The 25,808-nt window shown below is 66.2% G+C and carries 23 protein-coding genes and 1 riboswitch; of the genes, 3 read left to right on the top strand and 20 right to left on the bottom strand.

Features of this window, described 5'->3' with window-relative positions:
• Nucleotides 1-3 precede the first annotated feature (3 nt).
• Together ABCN56_RS13540 and ABCN56_RS13535 are read right to left on the bottom strand one after the other, a co-directional pair.
• Nucleotides 4-462, bottom strand: a complete 459-nt coding sequence (locus tag ABCN56_RS13540) for an Lrp/AsnC family transcriptional regulator (RefSeq protein WP_343081322.1) — start codon at nt 460-462, stop codon at nt 4-6.
• A complete protein-coding gene (locus tag ABCN56_RS13535) occupies nt 459-914 on the bottom strand; it encodes an Lrp/AsnC family transcriptional regulator (protein WP_343081321.1) in 456 nt (151 codons plus the stop codon). Before ABCN56_RS13535 ends, ABCN56_RS13540 begins: the two co-directional genes overlap by 4 nt.
• Nucleotides 915-1,046: 132 nt before the next feature.
• On the opposite strand from ABCN56_RS13535, the gene ilvC reads away from it, so the two are divergent.
• A complete protein-coding gene (ilvC, locus tag ABCN56_RS13530) occupies nt 1,047-2,069 on the top strand; it encodes a ketol-acid reductoisomerase (RefSeq protein ID WP_343081320.1) in 1,023 nt (340 codons plus the stop codon).
• 62 nt (nt 2,070-2,131) lie between these two features.
• Here the strand turns inward: ilvC and ABCN56_RS13525 are convergent, their stop codons facing one another.
• From ABCN56_RS13525 to ABCN56_RS13480, 10 genes are all read right to left on the bottom strand, one after another.
• Nucleotides 2,132-2,656: a GFA family protein gene (locus ABCN56_RS13525; protein WP_343081319.1), complete on the bottom strand. Its 525-nt coding sequence runs from the start codon at nt 2,654-2,656 to the stop codon at nt 2,132-2,134.
• Between the two features lie 88 nt (nt 2,657-2,744).
• Nucleotides 2,745-4,091: a phosphoglucosamine mutase gene (gene glmM / locus ABCN56_RS13520; RefSeq protein WP_343081318.1), complete on the bottom strand. Its 1,347-nt coding sequence runs from the start codon at nt 4,089-4,091 to the stop codon at nt 2,745-2,747.
• Complete coding sequence (folP, locus tag ABCN56_RS13515; RefSeq protein ID WP_343081317.1) at nt 4,088-5,101, bottom strand: dihydropteroate synthase; 1,014 nt, start codon at nt 5,099-5,101, stop codon at nt 4,088-4,090. Before folP ends, glmM begins: the two co-directional genes overlap by 4 nt.
• Before the next feature lie 47 nt (nt 5,102-5,148).
• Nucleotides 5,149-6,063, bottom strand: coding sequence for a dihydroneopterin aldolase (locus ABCN56_RS13510; protein ID WP_343081316.1), 915 nt, complete (start codon nt 6,061-6,063; stop codon nt 5,149-5,151).
• A gap of 102 nt (nt 6,064-6,165) precedes the next feature.
• Nucleotides 6,166-6,858, bottom strand: coding sequence for a cell wall hydrolase (locus ABCN56_RS13505; protein WP_343081315.1), 693 nt, complete (start codon nt 6,856-6,858; stop codon nt 6,166-6,168).
• Nucleotides 6,859-7,013: 155 nt separating this feature from the next.
• Nucleotides 7,014-9,554, bottom strand: a complete 2,541-nt coding sequence (locus ABCN56_RS13500) for a putative PEP-binding protein (protein WP_343081314.1) — start codon at nt 9,552-9,554, stop codon at nt 7,014-7,016.
• A gap of 150 nt (nt 9,555-9,704) precedes the next feature.
• The gene (glyS, locus tag ABCN56_RS13495) at nt 9,705-11,942 is read right to left on the bottom strand and encodes a glycine--tRNA ligase subunit beta (RefSeq protein WP_343081313.1); all 2,238 of its coding nucleotides are present in this window, start codon (nt 11,940-11,942) and stop codon (nt 9,705-9,707) included.
• 12 nt (nt 11,943-11,954) lie between these two features.
• Nucleotides 11,955-12,749, bottom strand: coding sequence for an FkbM family methyltransferase (locus ABCN56_RS13490; protein WP_343081312.1), 795 nt, complete (start codon nt 12,747-12,749; stop codon nt 11,955-11,957).
• Between the two features lie 18 nt (nt 12,750-12,767).
• Nucleotides 12,768-13,247, bottom strand: coding sequence for a DUF6446 family protein (locus tag ABCN56_RS13485; RefSeq protein ID WP_343081311.1), 480 nt, complete (start codon nt 13,245-13,247; stop codon nt 12,768-12,770).
• Complete coding sequence (locus ABCN56_RS13480; protein WP_343081310.1) at nt 13,244-14,164, bottom strand: glycine--tRNA ligase subunit alpha; 921 nt, start codon at nt 14,162-14,164, stop codon at nt 13,244-13,246. The genes ABCN56_RS13485 and ABCN56_RS13480 overlap by 4 nt, the downstream gene beginning before the upstream one ends.
• 172 nt (nt 14,165-14,336) lie before the next feature.
• On the opposite strand from ABCN56_RS13480, the gene ABCN56_RS13475 reads away from it, so the two are divergent.
• Nucleotides 14,337-16,088 (top strand): serine protease, encoded by a 1,752-nt coding sequence (locus ABCN56_RS13475; protein WP_343081309.1) that lies wholly within the window; start codon nt 14,337-14,339, stop codon nt 16,086-16,088.
• Between the two features lie 8 nt (nt 16,089-16,096).
• Here the strand turns inward: ABCN56_RS13475 and ABCN56_RS13470 are convergent, their stop codons facing one another.
• The 7 genes from ABCN56_RS13470 to ABCN56_RS13440 all read right to left on the bottom strand — a co-directional run bounded on the left by ABCN56_RS13470 (nt 16,097) and on the right by ABCN56_RS13440 (nt 24,071).
• Nucleotides 16,097-17,659, bottom strand: a complete 1,563-nt coding sequence (locus tag ABCN56_RS13470) for a 5-guanidino-2-oxopentanoate decarboxylase (RefSeq protein ID WP_343081308.1) — start codon at nt 17,657-17,659, stop codon at nt 16,097-16,099.
• Nucleotides 17,659-19,107: a TrkH family potassium uptake protein gene (locus ABCN56_RS13465; protein ID WP_343081307.1), complete on the bottom strand. Its 1,449-nt coding sequence runs from the start codon at nt 19,105-19,107 to the stop codon at nt 17,659-17,661. The genes ABCN56_RS13470 and ABCN56_RS13465 overlap by 1 nt, the downstream gene beginning before the upstream one ends.
• Nucleotides 19,108-19,236: 129 nt before the next feature.
• Complete coding sequence (folE2, locus tag ABCN56_RS13460; protein WP_343081306.1) at nt 19,237-20,337, bottom strand: GTP cyclohydrolase FolE2; 1,101 nt, start codon at nt 20,335-20,337, stop codon at nt 19,237-19,239.
• A 92-nt stretch (nt 20,338-20,429) separates the two neighbouring features.
• Nucleotides 20,430-21,605, bottom strand: coding sequence for an O-succinylhomoserine sulfhydrylase (gene metZ, locus ABCN56_RS13455; protein ID WP_343081305.1), 1,176 nt, complete (start codon nt 21,603-21,605; stop codon nt 20,430-20,432).
• Between the two features lie 47 nt (nt 21,606-21,652).
• A riboswitch (SAM riboswitch) is annotated at nt 21,653-21,731 on the bottom strand.
• A 115-nt stretch (nt 21,732-21,846) separates the two neighbouring features.
• Complete coding sequence (locus ABCN56_RS13450) at nt 21,847-22,509, bottom strand: hypothetical protein (RefSeq protein ID WP_343081304.1); 663 nt, start codon at nt 22,507-22,509, stop codon at nt 21,847-21,849.
• Nucleotides 22,510-22,561: 52 nt separating this feature from the next.
• Nucleotides 22,562-23,167, bottom strand: a complete 606-nt coding sequence (locus ABCN56_RS13445) for an inner membrane-spanning protein YciB (protein WP_343081303.1) — start codon at nt 23,165-23,167, stop codon at nt 22,562-22,564.
• A 4-nt stretch (nt 23,168-23,171) separates the two neighbouring features.
• Nucleotides 23,172-24,071: an EamA family transporter gene (locus ABCN56_RS13440; RefSeq protein WP_343081302.1), complete on the bottom strand. Its 900-nt coding sequence runs from the start codon at nt 24,069-24,071 to the stop codon at nt 23,172-23,174.
• 66 nt (nt 24,072-24,137) lie between these two features.
• Between ABCN56_RS13440 and ABCN56_RS13435 the strand changes: the two genes are divergently transcribed.
• Entirely contained in the window at nt 24,138-24,395 is a 258-nt protein-coding gene (locus tag ABCN56_RS13435; RefSeq protein ID WP_343081301.1) for a hypothetical protein, read from the top strand.
• 7 nt (nt 24,396-24,402) lie between these two features.
• Here the strand turns inward: ABCN56_RS13435 and ftsY are convergent, their stop codons facing one another.
• The gene (ftsY, locus tag ABCN56_RS13430) at nt 24,403-25,803 is read right to left on the bottom strand and encodes a signal recognition particle-docking protein FtsY (protein ID WP_343081300.1); all 1,401 of its coding nucleotides are present in this window, start codon (nt 25,801-25,803) and stop codon (nt 24,403-24,405) included.
• Between the last annotated feature and the right edge of the window lie 5 nt (nt 25,804-25,808).

Below are 25,808 nucleotides of genomic sequence, written 5' to 3'. Positions count from 1 at the left end.
CGATCACCCCAGGGGGCCAGGGCGCCGTTCCTCGGAGAGAAGCACGTTGGCCTCGACCTGACCCACGCCCGGCAGCGTCATGATGCGCCTGCGGAGGACGCGCTCGAAATCGGCAAGATCTCGGGCGGTGACGCGCAGACGATAATCGTAAAGACCGAGAACGTGCTGGACGATCTGTACCTCGGGGATGGCGGTCACGGCGCGCTCGAAGTCTTCGAGGCTGACGCGCCCCTTGGTCGCCAGCTTGACACCCAGGAACACCGTCACTCCGAAACCGAGCGCGGCCAGGTCGAGAACGACGCGGCGCCCTCTGAGCACGCCAGCCTCCTCCAGGCGGCGGATACGGCGCCAGGCGGCGGGCTGGGAAAGTCCGGTTCGGCGGCCCGCCTCGCCCGCGCTGATCGTCGCGTTGGCCGCCAGCAGGCGCAGCAGCGCGCGGTCGGTATCATCGAGGTCCGTCACAGCGGCAGGCTCCCTTCATCCTTGACGGTGGACACGAGCATCAGGGCCTCGATGTCGGCGATATGCGGAAGCGTCAGGATGCGGCTGCGGTAGATTTCCTGGTAATGCCCCATGTCGCGGGCGATGACGTTCAGCCGCACATCCACCCGACCAAGGAAGGTCTGGATCTCGATCACCTCGGGCACGGCGCGAGCGGCCTCGAGGAATTCGTCGAAGGCGCGGGGATTCGTCTTGTCGAGCGTGAAGCGGAGCGACACCTCGACCTCCCAGCCGAGCGCCCGCCAGTCGATCACGGCCTCCTCCCCCTTGAGGATACCCTGTGCGCGGAGCTTTTCGAGCCGCCGCCACGCGGTCGCCGGCGTCACGCCGGCGCGGGATGCCAACTCCGCCGTCGGAAGGCCCGGATCGGCGAGCAGCTGGCGGAGGAGGCGCCTGTCGGTATCGTCAAGCATGCTTGTTTCGTATCATCCTCGTTCTGAGAATGAAATTTCTCTCAAACTGGGGAATTAGTCAAACAATGCACGGGCATTCGCGACGGGGTGCGTATTGTGCGCACCGGAACATCAAAGAGAAGGAGCGCCCCGATGCGCGTCTATTACGATCGCGACTGCGATATCAACCTCATCAAGGACAAGAAGGTCGCCATCCTCGGCTATGGCTCGCAGGGCCACGCCCACGCGCTGAACCTGCGTGATTCGGGTGCGAAGAACGTCGTCGTCGCGCTCCGTGATGGCTCGCCGTCGGCGAAAAAGGCCGAAGCCGAAGGCCTCAAGGTCATGGGCATCGCGGAAGCCGCTGCCTGGTGCGACCTGATCATGTTCACCATGCCCGACGAACTTCAGGCCGAGACCTACAAGAAGTATGTCCACGACAACCTCCGCGAAGGCGCGGCGATCGCGTTCGCCCACGGCCTCAACGTCCACTTCGGCCTGATCGAGCCGAAGCCGGGCGTCGACGTCATCATGATGGCGCCGAAGGGCCCCGGCCATACGGTGCGCGGCGAATACGTCAAGGGCGGCGGCGTGCCCTGCCTCGTGGCGGTTCACAACGACGCCACGGGCAAGGCGCTCGAGATCGGCCTGTCCTACTGCTCCGCGATCGGCGGCGGCCGCTCGGGCATCATCGAGACGAACTTCCGCCAGGAATGCGAAACCGACCTGTTCGGCGAGCAGGCCGTGCTGTGCGGCGGCCTCGTCGAACTGATCCGCATGGGCTTCGAGACGCTCGTCGAAGCCGGCTACGAGCCGGAAATGGCCTATTTCGAGTGCCTGCACGAAGTGAAGCTGATCGTGGACCTGATCTACGAAGGCGGCATCGCGAACATGAACTACTCGATCTCGAACACCGCCGAATACGGCGAGTATGTCTCGGGCCCGCGCATCCTGCCTTACGACGAGACCAAGGCGCGGATGAAGGAGGTCCTCCGCGACATCCAGACCGGCAAGTTCGTGCGCGACTTCATGCAGGAAAACGCCGTTGGCCAACCGTTCTTCAAGGCGACCCGCCGCCTGAACGACGAGCACCAGATCGAACAGGTCGGTGAGAAGCTGCGCGCCATGATGCCCTGGATCTCCAAGGGCAAGATGGTCGACAAGTCGAAGAACTGATATTCGCGACAGACCAAGGAAGGGCGCCCCCTGCGGGCGCCCTTTTCGTTTGGCGCGGGCGGCTACCCCCGGTTGGTCTTGCCGAAAGCGATGGCGGCGCGGCGCACGTCCTCATCAACGACGACAGGGGCATCGAAGACCTGCGGGGTGCTGGGCACGCCCTCGCCCTGCCAGTAGTGCGCAGGATAGACCGGCTCGCCGGCTGGCAGGACCGTCCCGTCCTGTGCGCATTCCAGGAAGAAATGGAGCCGGGTTTCCGCCGTCCGCTCGAACCAGTTCGTGTCGTCGAAGGTGCCGGAGAAGACGCCGACGATTTCGGGGAAGCGTTCGAAGGTCAGGAACAGCTTCGTGCCGCAATCGGGGCAGAAATGGACATGGATGACCTTGCCGCTGCCTTCCGAGACATGGTCGTAGACCTTGGGGCTGCCGGCGATAACCGTGAGATCCGGCTTGTCGAACAGCGTTTCGACAAGGTAGGCGCCGCCAGTGGCCCGCTGGCAAAAGCGGCAATGGCAGTTGATCACGTCCTTCGGCTGGCCCCGCACACCATAGCGCAGCCGACCGCAGAGGCACCCGCCTTCATGCATTTCTCTTCCCCCACATCGGGGAAAGCCTAGTCTCCGGTCGGGGCTCTCGTCCACCCTGGCAACGGAACAGGGGGCAGCGTCCGCTGCCTCAGCCTGCCACGGAACCGACGGCTCCGATGATGTCATCGACGATGGAGAGAAGAAGCATCTCGTCCTCGCCCTCGGCCATGACCCGGATCAGAGGTTCCGTGCCAGACTTCCGGATCAGGAGCCGGCCAGAGCCGTTCAGCCGCGCCTCGGCACCGGCAATCGCGGCCTTCACCGTTTCGGCGGACAGCGGTTCCGTCCCGTGGGTGTAGCGGACATTCTTCAGGAGCTGCGGCACAGTTTCGAACTGATGCGTAAGCGCGCTCGCCGGCAGGCCGGTTTCGGCCATCGCGGCGAGGAACTGGAGCGCGGCGAGAATCCCGTCGCCGGTCGTGGCGTAGTCGGTCATCACGATATGACCGGACTGCTCGCCGCCAAGGTTGTAGCCGCCTTCGCGCATCCGCTCCACGACGTAGCGGTCGCCGACGGGTGTGCGTTCGAGGCGCAGGCCCTTCGCCTGCAGAAACCGCTCGAGACCGAGGTTCGACATCACCGTGGCCACGAGCGCCCCGCCGCGAAGACGGTCCGCCGCGGCCCAGCGCGCGGCCAGAAGCGCCATGATCTGATCGCCGTCAGCCACCCGGCCCTTCTCGTCGATAATGATGACGCGGTCGGCGTCACCGTCGAGGCTGATACCGAGGTCAGCGCCGTGCGCGACGACGGCTTCGGCCGCGGTCGTGGGATGCGTCGAGCCGCATTCGTCGTTGATGTTGAGCCCGTTCGGGTTGACGCCCAGGGGCACAACCTCTGCCCCGAGCTCCCACAGGACTTCGGGCGCGGCGCGGTATGATGCGCCGTTCGCGCAGTCGACGACGACCTTGAGCCCCGACAGCTGCCCGCGGCCCGGGAATGTCGTCTTGACGTATTCGACGTAGCGGCCGCGTGCGTCGTCGATCCGGCGCGCCCGGCCGATGTTCGAGGGCTGCGCCGGGGAGATTTCGCCTTCGACGATCGCCTCGATCTCCAGCTCGGCCTCATCGGAAAGCTTGAAGCCGTCAGGTCCAAAGAACTTGATGCCGTTGTCATGGGCCGGGTTGTGCGAGGCAGAGATCATGATGCCCAGATCGGCGCGCAGCGACCGGGTCAGGAAGCCCACCGCCGGCGTCGGCACCGGACCAAGGAGAAGGGCGTTCATTCCGGTGGAGGTAAGGCCCGCCGTCAGCGCGTTTTCCAGCATGTAGCAGGACAGGCGCGTGTCCTTGCCGATCACCACCCTGTGGCCATTGTCCCCGCCCGACCGGAAGTATCGCCCGGCCGCCGCACCGAGACGCAGAGCCATCTCCGCGGTCATCGGATGGACGTTTGCCGTGCCCCGCACGCCGTCGGTTCCGAAAAGTTTCCTGCTCATCTGCCCACTCCCGGCGCGATGGCAAGCGATAGCCTCACGCCTTGTACTATTGTCTCAATATCATGGACGCGGTGGATCTGCACCCCTTGCGCGATTCCAGCCAAAGTCACCGCCAGCGTGCCGGGCGCGCGGTCCTCGGCCCGTTCGGCCGCACCTATGGCGCCGATGAACCTCTTCCGCGAAGCTCCAAGGAGGATCGCGCAGCCAAGTCCGTGGAAAAGCGACAGCCCGCGCAGCAGCGCGAGATTGTGCTCGACCGTCTTGCCGAAGCCGATGCCGGGGTCGATGACGATGTGGTCGCGCGGAACTCCCGCTTCCTCCGCCAAGGCGACGCGATCGGCGAGGTAGTCGTAGACGTCCAGAAGAACGTCGTCGTAGCGCGGATCCGCCTGCATCGTCGCCGGTGTGCCCTGCGCATGCATCAGGCAAAGCGGCACGCCGCGCCGCGCCACAAGCGGTCCGAGCGCGGAATCGAAGCTCAGCGCGGCGACGTCGTTGACCATCGCGGCGCCGGAATCGAGCGCGGCGCGGGCAACCTCGGCCTTCCGCGTGTCTATGGAGACCGGGATGCCGGGAAGTGTATCACGCAACACCGCGATGACCGGCGCGGTGCGGGCGATTTCTTCCTGAACCTGCACTTCGTCGGCCCCGGGGCGCGTCGATTCCCCGCCGATGTCGAGTATTTCGGCCCCCGCCTCGGCCATGTTCCGGGCGTGGGTGATCGCCGCCTCGGGCGCCGAGAAACGGCCACCGTCGGAGAAACTGTCAGGCGTCACGTTGAGGATGCCCATGATCCGGGGGCGATTGAACGAAAGGCCCGCGATTGGCGCGCGGGGTGCGGTGAGGCGCGCCTTCACGTCGTCGGGCAGATCTGCAGCCGGTATCAGTCCGCGGCTGCCCTCGCGCATGAGATGCTCGACGCGGTCGAACCAGCACCAGCCCCCCGCGAGCGGCAGCGCGCCGGCGGGGCGGACCGGGTCGGTCATTGCTATGGGGCGGAAGTAGTCCATTGCGTGCTGATGAAGGCGTTCAGTGCCGCCTTTGCAAGAGGGGAGGATCAGTCCCGCGTAACTGGCACGCGGCTTCCCGCCGGAACCGTAACACTGCCGTGAGCGACAAGACGGTCGGCGGCCAGCGTTTCCGACAGCCAGAGCGCGAGCGCGACCGCGTCACGGGCCGGCGCCTGCGGTCCATCGGTCGCGTCGAGGATGATCTTCGAAGGCGCCCAGACAACCGTCTGGCCGTGCTTCATCGCCCAGTCGATCTCGGTCCGAGTGGAGACGACGACGCAGCGCGGGTCGCGCGCGGCGAGGACCCAGGCGTTCTGCTCGATGGCGAGAAGGTCGATCCGGCGCTGCGTGGCGGCATGGCCGGTCTCCGGGCGCGGCATGTCGGGAAGACCCACAGCGAGGATCAGGGGCAGGCCCTGCGCCTCGAGCGCGTCAAGGCGCGCGGACAGGTCCGGTGAGGCAATCTCGGCATTCGTCAGGAAGACGACGACCGGGTGAACAGCGGTTTCCGTCCCGTCGGCGTGAATGGCCCGCAGAGGCGCCTGGGCGCGCGAGCGGGCGACTTCCACGCCAAGCGCACCCGGCCCCCGGTCGAGTTTCTCGATCCGGATGAAGACGCGCATCGCTTGAGGTTCTGCGAGGATGCGTTCGGCGACACGCTCCGCGAGGGTTTCCAGCAGGTTTAGCCGTTCGGCGGCGAGTTCGGCCGCGATCGCCTCCGTGATCCGGTCGTAGGAAAGGATGCGGTCAACGTCATCCTCGAGCGGCGCGGGATGCGGGCGCACTTCCACCACCACGTCGAAACGCAGACGCTGCGTCTTGCCCCGCTCCTGCTGGAACGCACCGATATCGGCCTCGACGATATGATCGCGCAGAGAAATCCGGTCGCGCGGATCGGCGCCCGCAGAGGCTTCGGCCCTCTCCTCAGGGTGGGCGAAGGCAAGGCGGATGTCACTTGGCATAACGGCGCGGGGCTCCGGATCTGGACTGCCGCGGCAGTCTATCTGTGGGCGTGCCCCGCGGAAAGCCGCCAGCGACGCCTTGGGGCGCCACCGCGACGGGTATCAGTTTGACGCGGTTACGATGGGCTGACGGTAGAAGATGTGCGCGCCGATGCGGGTCGTCTGCGTGAAGCGCTGAGACCAGCCCGGGCGAACCGCGTTCGTGTGAAAATGCGTCGCGCCGTCGGTCAACTCGCGCGGAGCGCCGTCGAGCATGGCGCGGGCGATCTTGGCCGCACGGTCCCATGCGCCGCTTTCCGAGACTTTTTCCGCCAGGCCGTCGCACATGAAGGAGAACTGGCAGCTCCCGCCGCCCGACTGGTTCACGACGCCGCAGATCGAACCGGGATAGGAAGAGCTCTCGACACGGTTCAGGATCACTTCGGCAACCGCCGCCTGACCCTTGATGCTTTCCCCGCGAGCTTCGAAATAGAGTGCCTTCGCCAGGCACTGGAATTCGTCGTCGCCGGTCGCCTTCGGCTGGGCTGCAATCCAGGCTTCGTCGAAGGTTGCGTCCGACACGGGCTGCTTGCCGCGCTTCGCGGTCTTGCGGGCGGGCGGCGAGACGATTGCCTCGAGGCGCGCGCCGCTTACGCGGCCGAGCGCCGAGTGCTCCTGCCCGAGAAGAGCCGTCATGCTGGCGTCCAACGCATCCGTCGGATCGTTCGACTGGCTGATCGTCACCTCGGCATGCGCGCCAGCAGACAGCATAACCGACAGGATCAGGGTTCCTGTCCAAGTCTTCAGCAGTGGCATTAATCTCTTCCAGAGTTTCGCCCGCGGCCAAGGGCCCGGCGAGCAATCGCGGCGCACATAGCCGAAAACGGCTTTCCCGTCGAATCTCACAGGCGGAAATCCGCCGATGGACAAACAGTGCGGCCAATGAAGCCGCTGAAAAACAATGGACTTTTCTAGACTTGCTTCCGATCGCGCAGTGCGAAATGCGCCGCCGCGAGTCGAGCGACGGGCACGCGGAAAGGCGAGCAGGAGACGTAATCGAATCCCAACGCGCGGCAAAATTCGATCGACTCGGGGTTGCCGCCGTGTTCGCCGCAGACCGAGAGCGTCAGGTCGTCGCGCGCCGCCCTGCCCCGCGCGGCTCCGATGTTCAGGAGTTCCCCCACGCCATCGATGTCGAGAATGTGGAACGGATCTTCGCTGTAGACGCCCTGGTTCACATAGGTGCCCATGAAGCGGCCGGCATCGTCACGCGAAAGGCCGTAGGTCATCTGCGTGAGGTCATTGGTGCCGAAGGACAGGAATGCCGCGTGCTGCGCGATCTCACCGGCGCGCAGCGCGGCGCGCGGCGTTTCCACCATCACGCCGAGCCGGTAGGTGAAATCCGCCCCGGTTTCGTTGCGCACTGCGGCCGCAACCGCGTCCACCCGCGTCTTGACGAGTTCCACCTCGCGCTTCGCGGAGACGAGGGGGATCATGATTTCCGGCACGACGGGCGCGCCGCGGCGCGACGCCTCGACCGTCGCCTCGAAGATCGCGCGGGCCTGCATGTCGTAGATCTCAGGCACGGTGATGCCGAGCCTGACGCCCCGCATCCCGAGCATAGGGTTGAATTCCGACAATGCCTCCACGCGTCGCGTAACCTCGGAGAGCGGGCGGTCCAGCGCCTCCGCCAGTTCGCGCATCTCCTCGCGGTCGTGGGGCAGGAATTCGTGAAGCGGCGGGTCGAAGAGCCGGATGCAGACCGGCTGGCCGGCCATGATGTCGAAGAGCGCGATGAAGTCCGCCCGCTGCATCGGCAGGAGACGTTCAAGCGCGACGCGCCGGTCAGGTCCGGTATCGGCGAAGATCATCTCGCGCATCACCGTGAGGCGGTCTTCCTCGAAGAACATGTGTTCCGTGCGGCACAGGCCGATACCCTCTGCGGCGAAGTCGCGGGCCGTGCGGGCGTCGTCGGGCGTGTCGGCGTTCGCGCGCACGCCGATGTCACGCACCTCGTCGGCCCAGTCGAGAAGCGTCCGGAACCCACCGTCGAGGGCGGGCGCAAGCATCTCGGCCGCCCCGGCCAGGATCTCACCGTTGCTGCCGTCGACCGTGATCACGTCGCCCTCGCGGAAGCTCCGGCCGTTCGGCGCGTTCAGCCGGCGCTCCCTGAGGTCGATCCGGATGTCGGACGCGCCGACGATGCAGGGAAGACCGAGCCCGCGCGCGATCACCGCGGCGTGGGAGGTCATGCCGCCCCGCTCCGTCAGCACGGCGTGCGCCGCGTGCATGCCGCGAATGTCCTCCGGCGTGGTTTCCCGGCGGACGAGGATCGAGGCCTCGCCCCGCGCGGCGGCAGCCTGCGCCGCGGCGGAGGTGAAGACGATCCGGCCCGTCGCGGCGCCGGGGCTTGCGGCGATGCCGCGCGCGACGCGGTCACGGGGCGCGCGCGGGTCCACCTGGTGATGGAGAAGTTCGGAGAGCGCGCGCGGCTCCACCCTGAGAAGCGCGTCCTCCCGGCTGATGATGCCATCCTCGGCCAGCACCACGGCGATCTTGACGCCCGCGCGCGAAGACCGCGGCGTGCGGGTCGCGTCGATGATCCAGAGCTCCCCGCTTTCAAGCGCGAATTCGATCCGCATCTCTTCGCGCAAGCGCGCCCTGCAGGCCGCGCCGTGGCGGATGAGGGCTTCGACCACCTCGGGCGCGCGGTCCTCGAGCGAATCTCCGCGCGGGTCTTTCGTGAGGAAGAGCGTTTCGCCCGGCTTCTCGCCCGCGCCCTTGAGGCTCTGCAGGTGGACGCGGCCGCTGACCATCGCCGCTCCGGTCACGCTGTCAACGAACTGGATCGCGCCCGAGCCGGAAAGCCCGGGAGCGATGGCAAGCACCATGTCCTGGACCACTAGGCCGAGCGCAGCCTCGGCCGGCGCCCCCTTCGCCTCGCGCAGAAGCCGTGCGGTCGTGCCTTCCCAGGCGCGCGCCATGGAGCGCAGAACCTCGGAGAGCTGGCGCGCCGGGTCCTCGGGGAATGGCGTGTCGGTTTCGTCCTCGTAGGCCCTCAGCGCCGCCCGGAGTGCGCCTGGCCCTGGGGCCTCGGCGAACATGTCGGGATCGAGACGCGCAACGTGGATCGCATATGCCTGAACGAAGGCGAGGTAGAGAGCATCCGCGGCCTCTGCGCCGTGCGTTTCAGTCAGCGCGGCGTGGCGCGCGGCGTTCATGCCGACATTGAGCACGGTGCCCGGACCGCCCCATTCGGGGTCCTCGGGCGAGGGGCGAACCGACATCAGCGGCTCCGGCCCGAAAAGTCCGATGAGGCGCGCCGTGTCGGGCATCTGGCCCGCCGCGATGGCCCGGACCGTGTCGCAAGGAAGCGCGACCGTGCGCGGAACCGGTAGATCGATCCGGATCAGCCGCTGGAGGCATTTCGCACGCCAGCCGTGCCGCGCCTTGTCTATGGGCGCGGACGGGGTGATTTCCGTAAACTCTGCGAAATCAGAGTGTTTCTGCACTGCGGCATTCCTTCAAGTCCGCCGCAGCATACGCCGTTCCTGATTCGGAGCAAGGGATACAAATATCGCACCCCTCCGCGGGTCCGGGGATTTGCCCCCGGGGCCCCGCTCCATGCCCACCAGACTTGAACTGCCGCTCGGCTTCTATGCTCAGCCTTCGACGCGGGTGAGGTCTGCGACCGAGAGGCAGATCGACCGGATCCGTGAAAGAAGGTTCAGCCGGTTGCGGCGGACGATCTCGTTTTCGGTGTTGACCTGCACCGCCTCGAAGAAGGCGTCGATCGGGGCGCGCAGCGCGGCCATGGCCCCCATGGCCGCCGCGAAATCCTCGGCCTCGATGGCCGGGGAGATCGCGGCTTCCGCCCGGTCGAGGGCTTCGAAGAGTGCGGTTTCCTCGGGCGCTTCGGCGAATTTCGCGTCGGCTCCGAAGGAATACTCCACCCCGTCCTTTTCCTCGGCCTGGGTGAGGATGTTGTTGGCGCGCTTGAAGCCCTGGAGCAGGTTTTCACCGTCGTCCGTCTTCAGGAACGCCGCGAGCGCCTCTGCCCGCTTCACGAGCAGCGTAAGGTCGTCGTTGGCCGGCATCGCGAGGCAGGCATCGATCACGTCGTGGCGGATGCCCTCGTCGCGCAGGTGGACCTTGAGGCGGTCGTGGAAGAAGGCGAGGAGGTCGTGCGCCAAGGCATGACCCTTAGCTATGCGCTTGGGCACGAGCCTTGCAGGCTGGTCTTCAGCCCAATCCGGTCGAGATGACCGCAAAGCCTTTTCGATGTCCGTGCCGACGGGAAGCTCAAACGCCTCGTCTAGTCCCGCGTCGAACTCTTCATACATGTGCGCGCTGTCGGACGTGGCCCTTATGCGCGACCGAATAGGCTCCTTGAAGGAATTGATGAGAGAGAAACGAAGCCCGTTCCCGAGCATAAGCCGGATCACCCCCAGCGCTGCTCGGCGGAGTGCAAAAGGATCCTTGGACCCAGTTGGTTTTTCCTCGATATCCCAGAAGCCGATGAGCATATCAATCTTGTCGGCCAGAGCGACGGCGACCGAGATCGGATGCTTCGGCACTTCGTCGGAGGGGCCCAGCGGCTTGTAGTGCATCTCGCAGGCTTCCGGCACGCCGTCGTCGTGGCCCGCGGCCTCGGCGTAATAGCGGCCCATGATGCCCTGAAGTTCGGGGAATTCCCCGACCATCGCGGACTGGAGGTCGGCCTTGACGATCCGCGCGGCCTCGGCGGCAAGGTCGGGGCGCGCGCCGACCATCGGCGCGATTTCCCGGGCCAGCGCCTCGATGCGCTTGACCCGGTCGGCCTGTGAGCCGAGCTTGTTGTGGAAGGTGACGTTCTTCAGGCCCTCTGCCATGCCTTCGAGCCCCACGGCCTTCACGGTGCGGAGGTCGTTTTCCCAGAAGAACTTGGCGTCCGACAGGCGGGCGGAGAGGACCTTGAGGTTACCCGCGACGATGGTGGCGCCGTGGTCGGCGGTTTCGCGGTTGGCGACGGTGACGAAACCCTCGATCCGGCCGGTTCCGGGATTGCGGAGCGAGAAGAACTTCTGGTGCTCGCGCATCGAGGTTTGCAGAACCTCGGGCGGCAGGCCCAGGAACTCTTCGCCGATCGCGCCGGTCAGGACGACAGGGCATTCCACGAGCCCCGCGACCTCGGCCAAAAGCGCCTTGTCCTCGACGAGCCGCAGCCCGGCGGCGAAGGCGGCGTTCGTGGCGTCCGCGTGGATATGCGCCTCGCGCTCCTCGTGGTCGAGAATGACCTTCGCGCGCTTCAGCTTACCGGCGTAGTCCTCGAACGAACTCACCGTGAAGGCGTCAGGCGCCATGAACCGGTGGCCGCGGGTCGTGTTGCCGGCACGGATCCCGTCGATTTCCAGCGGAACGACCTCGGCCCCGGCTTCCGTCGTCAGGATGCAGAGGATCGAATGAAGCGGGCGCACCCAGCGCAGGCTCCCGGCGCCCCAGCGCATCGACTTCGGCCATGGGAAGTCGCGCACCGTCGCTTCGAGCACTTCGGCGACGATGTCGGCGGCCTGCCGGCCCGGTTTGGTGATCGTGGCGAAAAAGACCTGCCCCTTGCCCGCGTCGCGGAGTTCAAGCTGGTCGCGGGTGAGCCCCGTGGAGCGCAGGAAGCCCTCGATCGCGGCCTCGGGCGCGTCGGAGCGGGGACCCTTCCGTTCTTCGCGGAGCGTCGGTGAGGAGGCCGCCAGCCCCTCGATGGCCAGCGCGAGGCGGCGTGGCGTCGAGAAGGCCTTCGCGTGGGCGTAGGTGAGCCCCGCGGCAACGAGGCCATCGGTGACGAGCCGGCGCAAATCCTCGCGCGCCCGCGCCTGCATCCGCGCCGGAATTTCCTCGGAGAAGAGTTCGATCAGGAGATCGGGCATGGTAGCGTCCTGTCAGGTGGCGCGGCGGCCAAATGTGATCTTGCGACCGAGACGGGTTTCGTGCGTGACACTGAACCCGAGTTCGGCAAGGAGGCGTTCGACATCTGCGGATGTTTCCTGGCCCATCCGTTCAGGCCCGGTATCGAAGGCAACCTGGCGGGTGCGGGACAAGAGGTCGCGGCCGCCCTCGATCACCTCCGGTTCTGCACCTTCAGCGTCACACTTGAGCAGGGCAACGCTTTCGATCCCGTGACGCTCTGCAAACCGATCGAGGGTCGTCGCCGGCAAGGAGATTGCCTGGACTCCCTCGTCAGAGACGGGCTTGAAGATCGAACTGTCGGCCTTGTGCGGCACGGAGTAGAAGGTGAGGGTCTCTTCCGTGCGCCAGATCAGCGCTTGCTCGGGCGTGATCTCCTTCACGCCGGCGATATTCCGGGTGAGGCATTCGAAGACCTTCGGGTCGCCTTCTATCGCGAATACCCGAGCGCCGCGCGCGGCCACCGCCAGAGAGAATTCCCCGACGTTCGCGCCCACGTCTATCACGGTCTCGCCCGGCTCGACCGTCATCGGATCGCCAACACCGAATTGCCGGCGCAAACGGTCGAGGCGTTTGTTCCAGCCCCGACGATAGAATTTCCAGCGCATCGCGGACGGAACAATGACTTCGCGCCCCTCGGTCGTGACGATGTAGGAGTCACCCTCAAGGCGTACGGCCACGGGCTTCCGGTCACCGATGCCGAATCTGGCGGCAAGGTTGTGCAGGCGGAATTGAAGTTGGCGCCGGAAGTCGAGATCAAGCTTGGCCATTTGTTCCCCCTCGTCCGATCATTCCGTTGCACCCGGCGCCAACTGGTGCCAGGCAAAGGCGCGGCCGTCGGGATAGACGGCAACGACGCGGTCCACACCCGGATGAAGGTTTGCTTCGGACAGGAAGGCGACGGCGTCGCCGGTTTCGAGGTCGGTACCGATGCGCTCGGCGTCGAAGCAGGAGAACCAGGACGGCGCGACGAGCGGCGTAGGGTCCTCATATACGGCGTAGGTCTCGGTCAGGGTTGCGAGCGAGACCGAGGTCGAAAAGCAGCCGCGGAAGCGAAGCGGCGAACTCTCCGCGTCGATCCCTTCGAAATCCTCGGCCGGGATCATTTCGGGCAGGCCGGTCGCGACGGAAACGAGCCGGATCTGCGCGGCCGACGCCGAGGCCGGGATCGGTTCATAGTAGGCATAGACCTGGAGGTAATAGATCGCCGCCCCTGCGGCCAGCGCCGTCAGCACGATGAACCCCGCCGCCAGTTTGCCATGGCTCACGCCGTCGCCCCCCCGGCCTCGGTGGTCACGAAAGCGTCGGCGCATTTCTTCGCAAGCGCGCGGACGCGACCGATATAGGCTTGCCGCTCCGTCACCGAGATCACGCCCCTCGCGTCGAGGAGATTGAAGAGGTGCGAGGCCTTGATGCACTGGTCATAGGCCGGGTGCGCCATCGTGATCCTGCGGCCCGCGCCGTCCTCGGGCTGGGCCGACAGAATGCGTTCGCATTCCGCCTCGGCGTCCTCGAAGTGCTGCAACAGCATCGCGGTGTCGGCCTGGTCGAAGTTCCAGCGCGAGTATTCCTGTTCCGTCTGGCGGAACACGTCGCCATAGGTCAGCGGAATCGGCGCGTCCGGGTCGTTGAAGGGCATGTCCATCACGTGGCTGACGCCGAGGACATACATGGCGAGCCGTTCCAGACCATAGGTCAGTTCCCCGGAAACCGGGTGGCAGTCATGCCCGCCGACCTGCTGGAAATACGTGAACTGCGAAACTTCCATCCCGTCGCACCAGACTTCCCAGCCGAGCCCCCAGGCGCCGAGCGTCGGGCTTTCCCAGTCGTCCTCGACGAAACGGATGTCATGGAGCGACGTGTCGATCCCGATCGCGTCGAGCGAACCGAGGTAAAGCTCCTGCAGGTTCGGAGGCGAGGGTTTGATGAGGACCTGGTACTGGTAGTAGTGCTGCAGCCGGTTCGGGTTCTCGCCGTAGCGCCCGTCGGTCGGTCGGCGCGAGGGTTGCACATAGGCCGCCGCCCACGGGCGGGTGCCCAGCGCGCGAAGCGTCGTGGCCGGGTGGAAGGTGCCCGCGCCCACTTCCATGTCGTAGGGCTGAAGCACCGCGCAGCCATTCTCGGCCCAGTAGTTCTGGAGCCTGAGGATGATCTCCTGGAACGACCTCGGGGTGGCGTTCGGCATTCTTGGTCTCTCCTCGCGCGAAAGCGCGTTCTCAATAGGCAACAGGCGCGGGACGGTCAATCGCGCCTCAAGGGATTTTCAGGTGACGCCGGCGGCGATCCTGCTAGGTTCGGTGGCGGTCACGGCCCGGAAAGCACGGGCCGCGACGGACAGGCAAGGAATGAGCTTTGGAATGACGCGTGTTTTTTGGGTTTTTGCATTGACCTTCTGGTCGGTTTTCGCAGGCGCGGCAACGGCGCAGCAATCCTGGGTCCAGATCGAGGCATTATCCTCGCTGTCCGAAGCTGAAGAACGGGCGCGCGCCTATGCCGCGGTCTACCCGAACGTCAGCGGCTTCACCTTGCCGACGGGCTGGTACGCGATCGCGCTCGGCCCGTTCACACGGGCCGAAGCGACACAGCAGTTGCGTGTCCTGTCGGCGGAACGGCTCATCCCGCCGGACAGCTTCGTATCCGACGGAAGGCGTTACCAGCGCCAGTTCTGGCCAGCGGGCGCCACGCTGCCGCCCCCCGTCGCCGGACCGGCCATCGAAGCGGAACCGCCGCAGGAAGTGGTCGCCCAACCGGAGGAGACCGTGCTGGCCCCAGTCGAACTACCCGAGGAGACGCCAAGCGAGGCCCGCGCGAGCGAGGCGGCGCTGTCGGCCGAAGAGCGGATGATGATCCAGACGGCGCTGTCGTGGTTCGGCTACTACAACGCCGGGATCGACGGCGCATTCGGCCGCGGAACGCGGTTCAGCATGGCTGCCTGGCAAGAAGCGGAGGGGCTGGAGCCCACGGGCGTCCTGACCACACGCCAGCGGACGAAGCTCCTTGCGGACTACCGCACAGACCAGGCGGCGCTCGGACTTGAAACCTACCGAGACGACCTGGCCGGGATCGAAGTCCAGATCCCGATGGCGATGGTCCGGTTCGATCGGTACGAACCGCCCTTCGCCCATTTCACCGAAAAAGATGGCTCCGGCGTGCGCATCCTGCTGATTTCCCAGCATGGGGACGAGACCTCGCTCTACGCGCTCTACGACATCATGCAGACGCTCGAGATCGTGCCCCTGGAAGGGGCGCGGGAGCGTCAGACGACCTCGTTCACGCTCACCGGCCAGAACGACCGGCTGCAATCCTACACCCAGGCGGAACTCCGCGACGGGATGATCAAGGGCTTCACGCTGGTCTGGCGGCCTGAGGACACGCCCCGCGCCGACAAGGTGATGGCCGCGATGAAGTCGAGCTTCGCGCCGATCGGTGACAGAGCGCTTGGCGATGTCGCGAACACCGCCTCGGCGGAATCGCGGGCCGGGCTCCTGTCCGGACTGGAAGTGCGCGAGCCGGTCCTGTCGCGGACCGGGTTCTACGTGGATGCGGAGGGGACGGTCCTGACCACGTCGGAGGTTGTGGCGAAGTGCGGTCGGGTCACGATCGACGGCGTCGATGCCAACGTGGCGCTGACCGACCCCGCGCTTGGCCTTGCCGTCCTGAAACCGGCGGAGCCGCTCGCCCCGGCTTCGCACGCCACGCTTCGGATGGAGGCGCCCCGGCCGAATTCGGAAATCGCGGTCGCGGGCTATTCCTACGAAGGCGCGCTGACCGCGCCGGTGATGACCTTCGGCAGTTTCGCCGAGGCCAAGGGCCTTCAGGGAGAGGATACGCTGGCGCGTCTCGCTCTCGCCGCGTTGCCGGGGGATGCGGGCGGGCCGGTCTTCGACACGACCGGAGCGGTTCTCGGGATGCTCTTGCCGCGGAGCCAGTCCGGAGGGCGCGTACTGCCCGCAGGCGTGGGCTTCGCCGTGGATTCCGATGCGATCGCGGCCGCCCTGACGACGGCTGGAGTGACGGCGTCGCAGTCACAGGAGAACGGCTCGATGGCGCCGGAGGATCTGACGCAACTCGCGCTGGGGATGACCGTCCTCGTGTCGTGCTGGGAGTGAGCCGGCGTTCAGCCCGCAAGGTCCGGCGTCATGTGAATGAGCGTCGGACCATCGGCGCGGAGGGCCCGGAGCACGGCGTCGCATAGTCCCGAAAGCGACGCCGGCCGTTCTGCCCGCGCGCCATAGGCCCGGGCGAGCGCGAGGAAATCCGGATTGCGCGCGATCACCGCGTTGGGGGCGATCTGGGCGCGCTGCATGCTTTCCTCGATCTCCTTCAGCTTGCCATTGTCCCAAAGCAGAATGGGCAACGGCAAACCGAGTTCCACGGCCGTGCCGAGTTCCTGGATCGTGTACTGAAAGCCGTAATCGCCCGCGACGGCGATGACCGGGTTCTCGGGTCTGCCGATCTTGCCGCCGATCGCGGCGGGAAGCGCGTAGCCCAGGGTGCCGAAGCCGAAGGGGTGATGCCAGAGGCCGGGCGCGGGCATGTCCCAGACCTCCTTCGCGACATAGGCGAACTGCGTCATGTCGGAATAGACCGTCACGTCTTCCGGCAGCGCCGCGCGGAGGGCCTCGGCCATGGGCACGATGCCCGGACGTTCGGCATCGGTTTCTGCCCGGAAGCGCGCGCGGGCGGCGGCGACCTCGGCCGGGGTCCAGTCGGACCTGCCCTCAGGCAGGGCCTCTGCAAGCGCCCGAAGAACCTTCGCCGCATCGCCGAGGATCGGCAAATCCGCACCTGCAAGCTGCTCGGGGTCGACATCCACCCGGATCAGCTTGCAGGAATGGCCCGGCGAGGGACGCCAGAGGTCCACCTCCGCGATCTCGGTGCCGACCGCCACGACCAGATCGGCGCGCGTGAAAACGCCCGCGCTGTCGGGACGGGCCAGGAACGAACCGAAGGCCAGCGGATCGTCCGGGGCGACGATGCCGCGACCCGCATAGGTCGTGAAACTCGCCGCCTGCCGGCGTGCCAGTAGGGTGCGCGCCGCGCGGAAGCCCCCCTTCGCCCCGCCGCCGAAGAGGAAAAGCGGCCGCCGCGCGGCGGAGATCATCGAAACTGCCGCGGCTAGGTCGGGCGCCTCGGGGGTGCTCGGATCAGGAGACGGCGGCGGGGCCGGCTCCGCCAGAGTTCCAAGGGCGCCGATCGGCACCTGCACATGCTTCGGCCGTGGCCGGGTCGACGCGAATTCCGCGAAGGCCCGGTCGATCAGCGCATAGATCGCGCGCGCGTCGCGCGCCGTGTGTGACCAGTCGCACACCATCGCGGCCGCGCCTTCCTGATCGCGCATCTGGTGCAGCTGCCCGCGCCTGCCGGCGGTCTCATCAAGGCAGGACGAGATGGCCAGAACCGGCACGCTGTCCGAAAAGGCCTGGCCCAGCGGTGTCAGGATGTTCGTGAGCCCCGGCCCCGTGATGACATAGGCGACCCCTGGCCGGCCCGTCGCGCGGGCATAGCCGTCTGCCATGAAGCCTGCGCCCTGCTCGTGCCGAGCGAGGACGTGGCGTATGCCAGCCTCCTCGATGCCGCGGTAAAGCTCGATGTTGTGGACGCCGGGGATGCCGAAGATCACCTCGACCCCGCGCCCCCGCAACATGTGGGAGATCTGCGCGCCGAGGGGCCTGTGCATCATGCCCTCCAGAACCGGGGCAGGAACACGACCATCACCACCAGAAGCTCCAGCCGCCCGAGGAACATCGCCACGGTGAGCATCCACTTCGCCGGGTCGTTGATCGTGGTGAAGTTCCCGGCCGGCCCGATGATCTCGCCCAGCCCCGGCCCGATATTCGCGATCGCTGTCGCCGCGCCCGAGATCGAGGTCACGAGATCGAGCCCGGTCATGGACAGAAGCGCCGCGAAGACGCCGAGCGACAGGATGAAGATCACGAAAAAGGCCATGACCGAGGATATCACGTCTTCGGTCACGGGGCGTCCGTCGTAGCGGGGCACGAAGACCCCGTTCGGCGAGTGGATCTTGCGGATTTGGGCTCCGATCGCCGCGATGAGCAGCTGGTAGCGGAAGATCTTGACCGAACAGCAGGTCGAACCTGCGCAACCGCCGATCAGGCCGAGGAAGAAGAAGAGAACGACCGGGAAAGCCCCCCAGAGCTGGTAATCGACGCTGGCGTAGCCTGTTCCGGTGATGATCGAGGTCACGTTGAACAGCGCCTCTCGGAAGGCATGTTCGGCATGGTCGTCGTTGACGATGATCCGGAAGGCGGTGATCGCGCCCACGAGGGCGAGGATCGTCCAGAGGAAGCCCCTGACCTGAACGTCGCTGAGCAGCGGCTGTACCGTCCCCGACATCATCTGCACGTAGCGCACGAACGGAAGGCTCGCGAGCACCATGAAGATCGAGGCGAGGTATTCCGCCGGCCCCTGGAACCGCCCGAAGGAAGCGTCGTAGGTCGAGAAACCGCCCGTGGACATGGTCGTCAGCGAATGGTTGAGCGCCTCGAACCCATTCATGCCGACAGCTAGGTAGGACAGGTGGCAAGCGAGCGTCAGCCCGACATAGGCGGCGGAGATCCGCGCCGCGATCTGGGCGGCTCGGGGAAGCACCTTGCCGCTCGTTTCGAACGCCTCCGAGCGGAAGATCTGCATGCCGCCGACACGGAGTTCCGGCAGGAACACCATCGCCACCACGATGATCCCGATCCCCCCGAACCATTGCAGCATCGAACGCCAGAGCAGGAGGCCCTCAGGCAGATTGTCGAGCCCGCTGAAGACCGTCGATCCGGTTGTCGTCAGCCCGGACATCGCCTCGAAGACTGCGTCCACCGTCCGCGCTTCGGTGGCCCCGAGGACGAACGGAATCGCCCCGAATAGCGGGAGAGCGATCCATACGCTCGAGGCGAGAAGGAAATTCTGCTGGAGGGTCAGCCGACCGGAGGCCACGTTGGCGGTGGACAGTGCCATCAGGCCGCCCGCCACCGAGGTAATCACGGCGCTTTCGAAGAAGACCGGCCAGTGGCCGTTGTCGTAATAGAGGTCACAGGCGAGCGGGATCAGCATCGTCAGCCCAAGAACGGCGACGAGAAGGCCTATCACGTAACCGATTGGGCGCAGGTCCAGCATGGGCCAACGCTTGGCCTCGGCCCGCTGCGCTGTCAAGCGCGCTTAGCCTAGCCGTGCGTCCCATTTCTCCCGGCAAGACCGTAAAGCGGCCCAAGGGCCATACGCCCCCGGGACCCAGGCGATCTTGCGTCAGCCGACATGGTGGAGTGTCGCGAACAGCCGCGGATCGAGGCTTTCGGAGGCGAAGGTCGGGCCCTCGGTCAGGACGCTCACCGCGTCATGGCTGTGCAGGCTTTCCTGGTGAGAGGCTACGATGCGGAAGTCGCCCACGCGCGGATCGGCCAGAAGCCGTGCGGCGAAGCTCCGAGCGGCATCCTCGACGAAGATCGGGTTCGCGGCGTTGAGTTCCGCGAAGGCCTGTTCGTCCTCGCGCTTCACCATGACCTGCGTTTCGGTCGGCACGGCGGCACGCGCCATGTCGATGATGTCCTCGAACCAGAGGCAGCGCGGCCCCTCGGTGACCACCGAGATGCGCGCGACCGAGCGCTGCGAATGCGGCGTGGCCAGCTGGCCGCGCATCTCGCGGGCATGTTCCGACAGTTCGAGCGAGCAGGGGCAGGTCGAGGAGTAGACGTAGTCGAGGTGGATGATCTGCTTGCGGACGCCTGCGGCTTCGGCGAGTTCAAGCGCGATGTCGTAATACTGCCAGCCCGCGAGGCCGGACCGCAGCGAGGCGACCTTCACCGGGAACGAGAAGCGCATCTGCAGCCGCGCGTCGAAGCTTTCGAGGTCGGCCTTGTAGTCGTCGAGCGCGGCCTCCATCACGTCATAGCTGAAGGTCCGCTCGGCATGGGCATAGAAGGACCGCATGATGCGGCTCATGTTGATGCCCTTCTTCTCCGCCTCGAGGCTCACCGTGCCCGTCACCGAGGTTTCGAGCGTAACGTCGCCGTTGTCGCGGGTGTGGTAGCGGATCGGCAGGCGGAAGTTCGAGATGCCGACATGCTGGATCTGCGTGCGGGCGCCAACGATCAGGCTCGCAGGGCCGTTCTGCAGGTCAGGCATCGAGGCCTTGTACCGCTCGTCCGGCGTGAAATCCCCGGGATACTTGCGAGAGAGCGCGGGATAGTTCGACAGCTCGCGCCCGGGCAGCAGCCGGGAAATGGCCGGATCAAGCGCCGCGATCTCGGTCACGCTGGCACCCTCCGCCCAACGGCGGAGGGTCTCCAGAGCCTCCTCCGCTTCCTCGCGATGCGGAACACCGTCGGCGCTTTTCGGATGCATGTTCATCGGGCGTCTCCTCTCGCCGGTCACCCATTATGTGGGGACGGTCCATCTTCTGTCCAATACGCTCTGCGCAGCATTACGTTGCAGAACCGACATCAGATCACAGAAAGCGCCCCACGGATGTCTGCGAGGATATCTTCCAGATCTTCAATTCCGAGTGACAATCGCACGAGGCCCGGCGTGATTCCCAACAGTGCCTTCTGATCCTCCGGGAGCCGCTGATGCGTCGTCGTCGCCGGGTGCGTGATGATCGACTTCGCGTCACCGAGGTTGTTGGAGATCTTCACGATCTCGAGCGCGTTGAGGAACCGGAAGGCCGCTTCCTTGCCGCCTTCCAGGTCGAAGGAGACGACCGTCCCCCCTGCCCCCATCTGCTCCATCGCCAGCGCGTGCTGGGCGTGCGACTTCAGCCCCGGATAGAGCACCTGTGAAACCGCCGGATGGCCTTCCAGCGCCTCGGCGACCCCTTGCGCGTTCGCGGCTTGCGCGCGGACGCGGAGGTCGAGCGTCTCCATCCCCTTCAGCATGACCCAGGCGTTGAACGGGCTCATCGCGCCGCCCGTGTGCTTGAGGTAGGGCTCCACGACCTTGCGGATGTAGTCCGTCGTGCCGCAGATGACGCCGCCGAGGCAGCGGCCCGAACCGTCGATATGCTTCGTCGCGGAGTAGACGACGACATCGGCGCCCAGTTCCACCGCCCGGGAGAAAGTGGGCGTCGCGAAGACGTTGTCCACGATGACGAGCGCGCCCTTGGCGTGGGCGATGGCCGAAACCGATTTCAGGTCGATGACTTCGAGGGTAGGGTTCGAAACCGACTCGAGGAACACCGCCTTGGTGTCCTCGCGCACGGCGCCTTCCCATTGCGACAGGTCGGTGCCGTCGACCAACGTCACCTCGACACCGAAGCGGCCGAGAATCTCGAGGATGTATAGACAGGAGCCGAACAGAGCGCGTGCAGCGACGACGTGGTCGCCCGCCTTCACGAGAGAGGTCAGCGCGGCATTGACGGCGGCCATGCCGGAAGCCGTTGCGAAGGCGTCCTCGGTGCCCTCGATGGCGGCGATGCGATCCTCGAACATCCGGACGGTCGGATTGCCGTAGCGGGCATAGATGAATTCGTCCTCGCCCGTCTTGATGAACCGCGCCTCGGCCTGCTCTGCCGTATCGTAGACGAAGCCCTGGGTGAGGAAGATCGCTTCGCTCATCTCGCCGTACTGGCTGCGGCGGGCGCCCGTATGCACGAGTTTCGTGCGCGTCTTCCAGTCGGTCATCTTTGCCTCCGGCAACAAAAAGCCCCCACCGGAATCGGATGGGGGCTGTCACGCGACCTCCAACCTCTTTAGCGGCTTGTTTTACGTGGCCCGCAATCCGGTGAACAAATCGCCACGGCGCGCGAGGTAACGCAAAGCGCCCATCGGGTCAACTCTTCGTGGAAAGGACGTGAGGTCCGGGAATCGGCCCCCAGGGGCAGCCACGCGGGCAGATTCCCCTGGACCGCGCCCGATCTGGTTCTCACGCCCTCGATCCGGGCGCCTTGTAGCCACGCGGACGCAGCCCCATCGAGTATAGGACGAGCACCGTCACCGCATCCGAGATCAGGATGGCGACGATCGGCAGAAGCGCCGCGGCGATTACCCACACCGAGTCGGGAAGAACGGGGATCAGGAACTCGTTCGCGAGGAGGACAAGAGCATGCCCGAAAGCCCGAATCACGCCCGCGGTGCCGATCCCCTTCGGCAGCCCCGACCAGGGCCAGGCGTAGTAGTCGCGCAGGAAATCGGGAAAGGAGAAGGCCCACAGGTGGAAAGCGATGAGGCAGCCCGCCAGAACCGACAGGATATGCTTCGCTGCCGTGGCGCTGTTCGACACGATCAGGATGGCGTCGATGTTCACGGCGATCAGGAGCGACAGGATGACGATGGAGGCCATGACAAGCCGGTCACGCTGGCCCTTGTGACGCAGGAGATTGACGAGCGACACGACGAGCAGGAACGGCAGGTGCAGGACGACCGCCGCCACGAGTCGCGAAACGTGGTAGTCATCGAAGGACATGCCATCCGCCGGCAAAAAGAAGTAGAGGAGCGGCAACGCCGCCCAGGCAATGACCTTGGTCGGGGGCGGCGGCGGGCAGTATCTCAGGACGGACAGCACGTTTCGTATCACCGGGTCTGACACATTACCGTTATCCCGACGAATGCGGCGGAAGTTCGGAAAGCTCGGACATTTCTCACTTTTTTTCCGCCTCCTCCGCAGCGTAGCGGGACAGTAGCCCACCTTGCGCGATGAAGAAGACGAAGACACCGGCCGTTAGCCCGAAGGTCTTGAAGTAGACCCAGGCCTGTTCGGAAAAGCCGCGCCAGATCACCTCGTTCAGAATTGCGAGGCCCGCGAAGAACGCGGTCAGGCGGCGCGTCAGGATCATCCAGCCCTCGCGCTGCAGTGGCACCAAGTCCTCCATCACGAGGGCGAGGTAGGACTGGCCGCGCAACAGGCCGAAACCGAGCACGGCGGCGAAGAGCGTGTAGATGATCGTCACCTTGATCTTGAAGAAGTCGCCGTCATTGAGCCAGACGGTCAGACCACCGAAGAAGACGACGAGGACAAGGGTGACGACCTGCATCGTGGCGAGCTTTCCCGTCAGCCGCCAGAGCGCCAGCGTCGCCGCGACCATGACCGGCACGAAGCCGGCCGTCGCCAGGATGAAGCCCCGATACTCGGTGCCGGCAATCACGAAGGTCCGGTCCTTGAGCGCGACATAGGCTGCGAAGAAGGCCAGCACCGGGCCGAGTTCCAGCCCGAGCTTCACCCAGGGATTGATCTTTCTCTCTGCCATCATCCTATCCAGCAAATTCCACGATCACCGCACCCGCCGCAATCAGAGTCATCAGGGCAAGACGCCGCGGTCCCACCTTTTCGCCCAGCACGATCCAACCGATCGCCGCCGCGAAGACCGTCGAGGTCTCCCGCAGCACGGCCGCCTCGCCCACCTTGTCGAGCCGCGTGGCGAGCATGATCGCCCCGAAACTCAGAAAAGCCACTATCGCGCCGGTCATCCCCCGCGCCACGAGCGGCACGAACTCCGAAGAGGGAATCCGCCGCCAGCGGCGGAAGGTATAGACCGGCATGAACACACCGTCGATCATGAAGAACCACGCAAGGAAGGTGAAGGGGTCAGCCGTCGCCCGAATGCCATATGCGTCATAGGTCGTGTAGAGCGCGACGAAGCCGCCCGTGACGACGGCGAGTGCCAGCGCCGGAACCAGTCGATCGCGGTCCACCGTGACGTGGCGGAGGTTGTAGGCGGCAAGCCCGAAGATGCCCGAGAGAAGCACCGCCACCCCGAGCCACTGGCCGGGCGTGAAGTGTTCGCCGAAGATCAGGCCCGCGCCGATCACTGCGAAGAGGGGGCCGGTGCCGCGCACGACGGGGTAGACGACGGTGAAGGCACCGCGCGAATAAGTCATGGCCTGTGCAAGCTTGTAACCCACGTGGATCACGAAGGCCCCTGCAAAGATCGGCCACATGTGCGGCTCGGGCCAGGGCACGACGAAGAGCGCGAAGGGCATCGCCATGAGCCCGTAGGACGCATCGATCGCCGCCCTTGACAGCCAGGGGTCGTGCCGCCCCTTCTGCAACGCGCCGAAGAGAGCGTGAAGAAACGCCGCCATCAGCGCAAGGCCGAGGGCGAGATCGTGGCCGGCCTCCGTCCCTTCCAGGGAAACGAGCCAGGAACTCATCCCGCGCCCCCGACAGGAATGACAGGGGCGACGGAATTGTCACGGAATCGGGCAGTTGCCCCCGAAATGCCGGACACCGTCCTCGCCGATATCGTGGATCCGTTCCCGGCCCTGCCCTGTCCGGTCATTCTGTCGCGGATGGTCTTAACGGTGGTTCTCGCCGACGCGATCGGCATCGCCTGCGGGCCCGGCCCGCCATGGCTCGCGTTGCTTGCGGCGGGGCTCGTCGTCCATCGGCGCGTGCGCCCCTGGCCGCTGGCCATTGGCGTGGGCCGCGGCATCCATGGGCGTGGTTCGCACGACAAGCCGGAGGCCGGCGAATAAGGGTGGATCAAGCGGCAAGCCCCGTCAGCGCGCGGGCGAAATCCTCCGGTTCGAAGGGTTGGAGGTCGTCGATCTGCTCGCCAACGCCGATGGCGTGGATCGGCAGGCCGAACTTGTCCGCGAGCGCCACGAGAACGCCGCCCTTCGCCGTCCCGTCGAGCTTCGTCATGACAAGGCCCGAGACGTCGGCGAGTTTGCGGAAGATTTCCACCTGGCTCAGCGCGTTCTGGCCCGTCGTGGCGTCAAGGACGAGAAGCGTGTTGTGCGGGGCGTCGGGGTCCTTCTTGCGGATGACACGGACGATCTTCGCCAGTTCCTCCATCAGGTCCTGGCGGTTCTGGAGGCGTCCCGCGGTATCGATCAGCAGAAGGTCGGCGCCTTCGGCCTGCGCCTTCGTCATCGCGTCGAAGGCAAGGCTCGCCGGGTCGGTGCCCTGCGCGGCGGTCAGGACCGGAACACCTGCCCGCTCGCCCCAGACCTGAAGCTGTTCGACGGCGGCCGCGCGGAACGTGTCGCAGGCGGCGATGACCACCTTCTTGCCGGCAGCGCGGAACTGGCTGGCGAGCTTGCCGATCGTCGTGGTCTTGCCCGAACCGTTCACGCCGACGACGAGCACCACCTGCGGCTTGGTCGGGTAAAGCGGAAGGGGCCGCGCGACGGGCTCCATGATGCGTTCGATCTCGGTCGCGAGAAGACGCTTGATCTCGTCGACGGAGAGCTTCCGGCCCATTCGTCCCTCCGCGAGATTCGCGGTCACGCGGAGCGCGGTTTCGACGCCCATGTCGGACTGGATCAGAAGCTCCTCGAGGCTTTCGAGCATCGCGTCGTCAAGGACGCGCTTCGTCACTGTCCTCGCTTCGCCCCGGCCAAGGAGGCGGCCAAGGAGGCCGGACCGGCGCGCGGGCACCTCGGCCTTCATCGTCGGGATTTCGGGGGGCATGTCGCCCGGCACCTCGAAGGGGGCCTCGCCGGGGACTTCGGCCGGCGGCAAGGGCCGTTCCAGCGGCGCGGGCGGAGCCTGTTCGGGCCCCGGAGCGGGAACTTCCTCGGGCGCGCGCGGGGGCACCTCGCGCGTCGGCCGCGGGGGCTCCGGTTCCGGGATCGGCACCGGCTCCGGTTCGGGCAGCGGTTCGGGTTCTGTCTCGGGTTCAGGTTCGGGTTCCGGTACGGGTTCGGGCTCGGGCTCCGGTTCCTCTTCGGGCTCGGGCTGCACCTCGGGCGCGGGCTCGGGCTCCTGCGCGCGTCCTGGCCACTCGCGCGCGACAGCCCCTGCCGGGGCGGGGATCGCCGCGCCCTGCGGCTCCGCCGGTTCCTCCGCGCCGCCTTCCGACACGATCGCTTCCAACCCCTCCTCGAGCTTCGAGGAGGACTTGAAGAGCCTGTCCTTGAGTTTGCCGAAGAACGACATGGCGC

This window comes from Ostreiculturibacter nitratireducens (assembly GCF_032670585.1).
GTDB lineage: Bacteria > Pseudomonadota > Alphaproteobacteria > Rhodobacterales > Rhodobacteraceae > Ostreiculturibacter > Ostreiculturibacter nitratireducens.
Note: the sequence above shows the minus strand (reverse complement) of the source record. Positions and strands in the feature narration are given on the sequence as shown.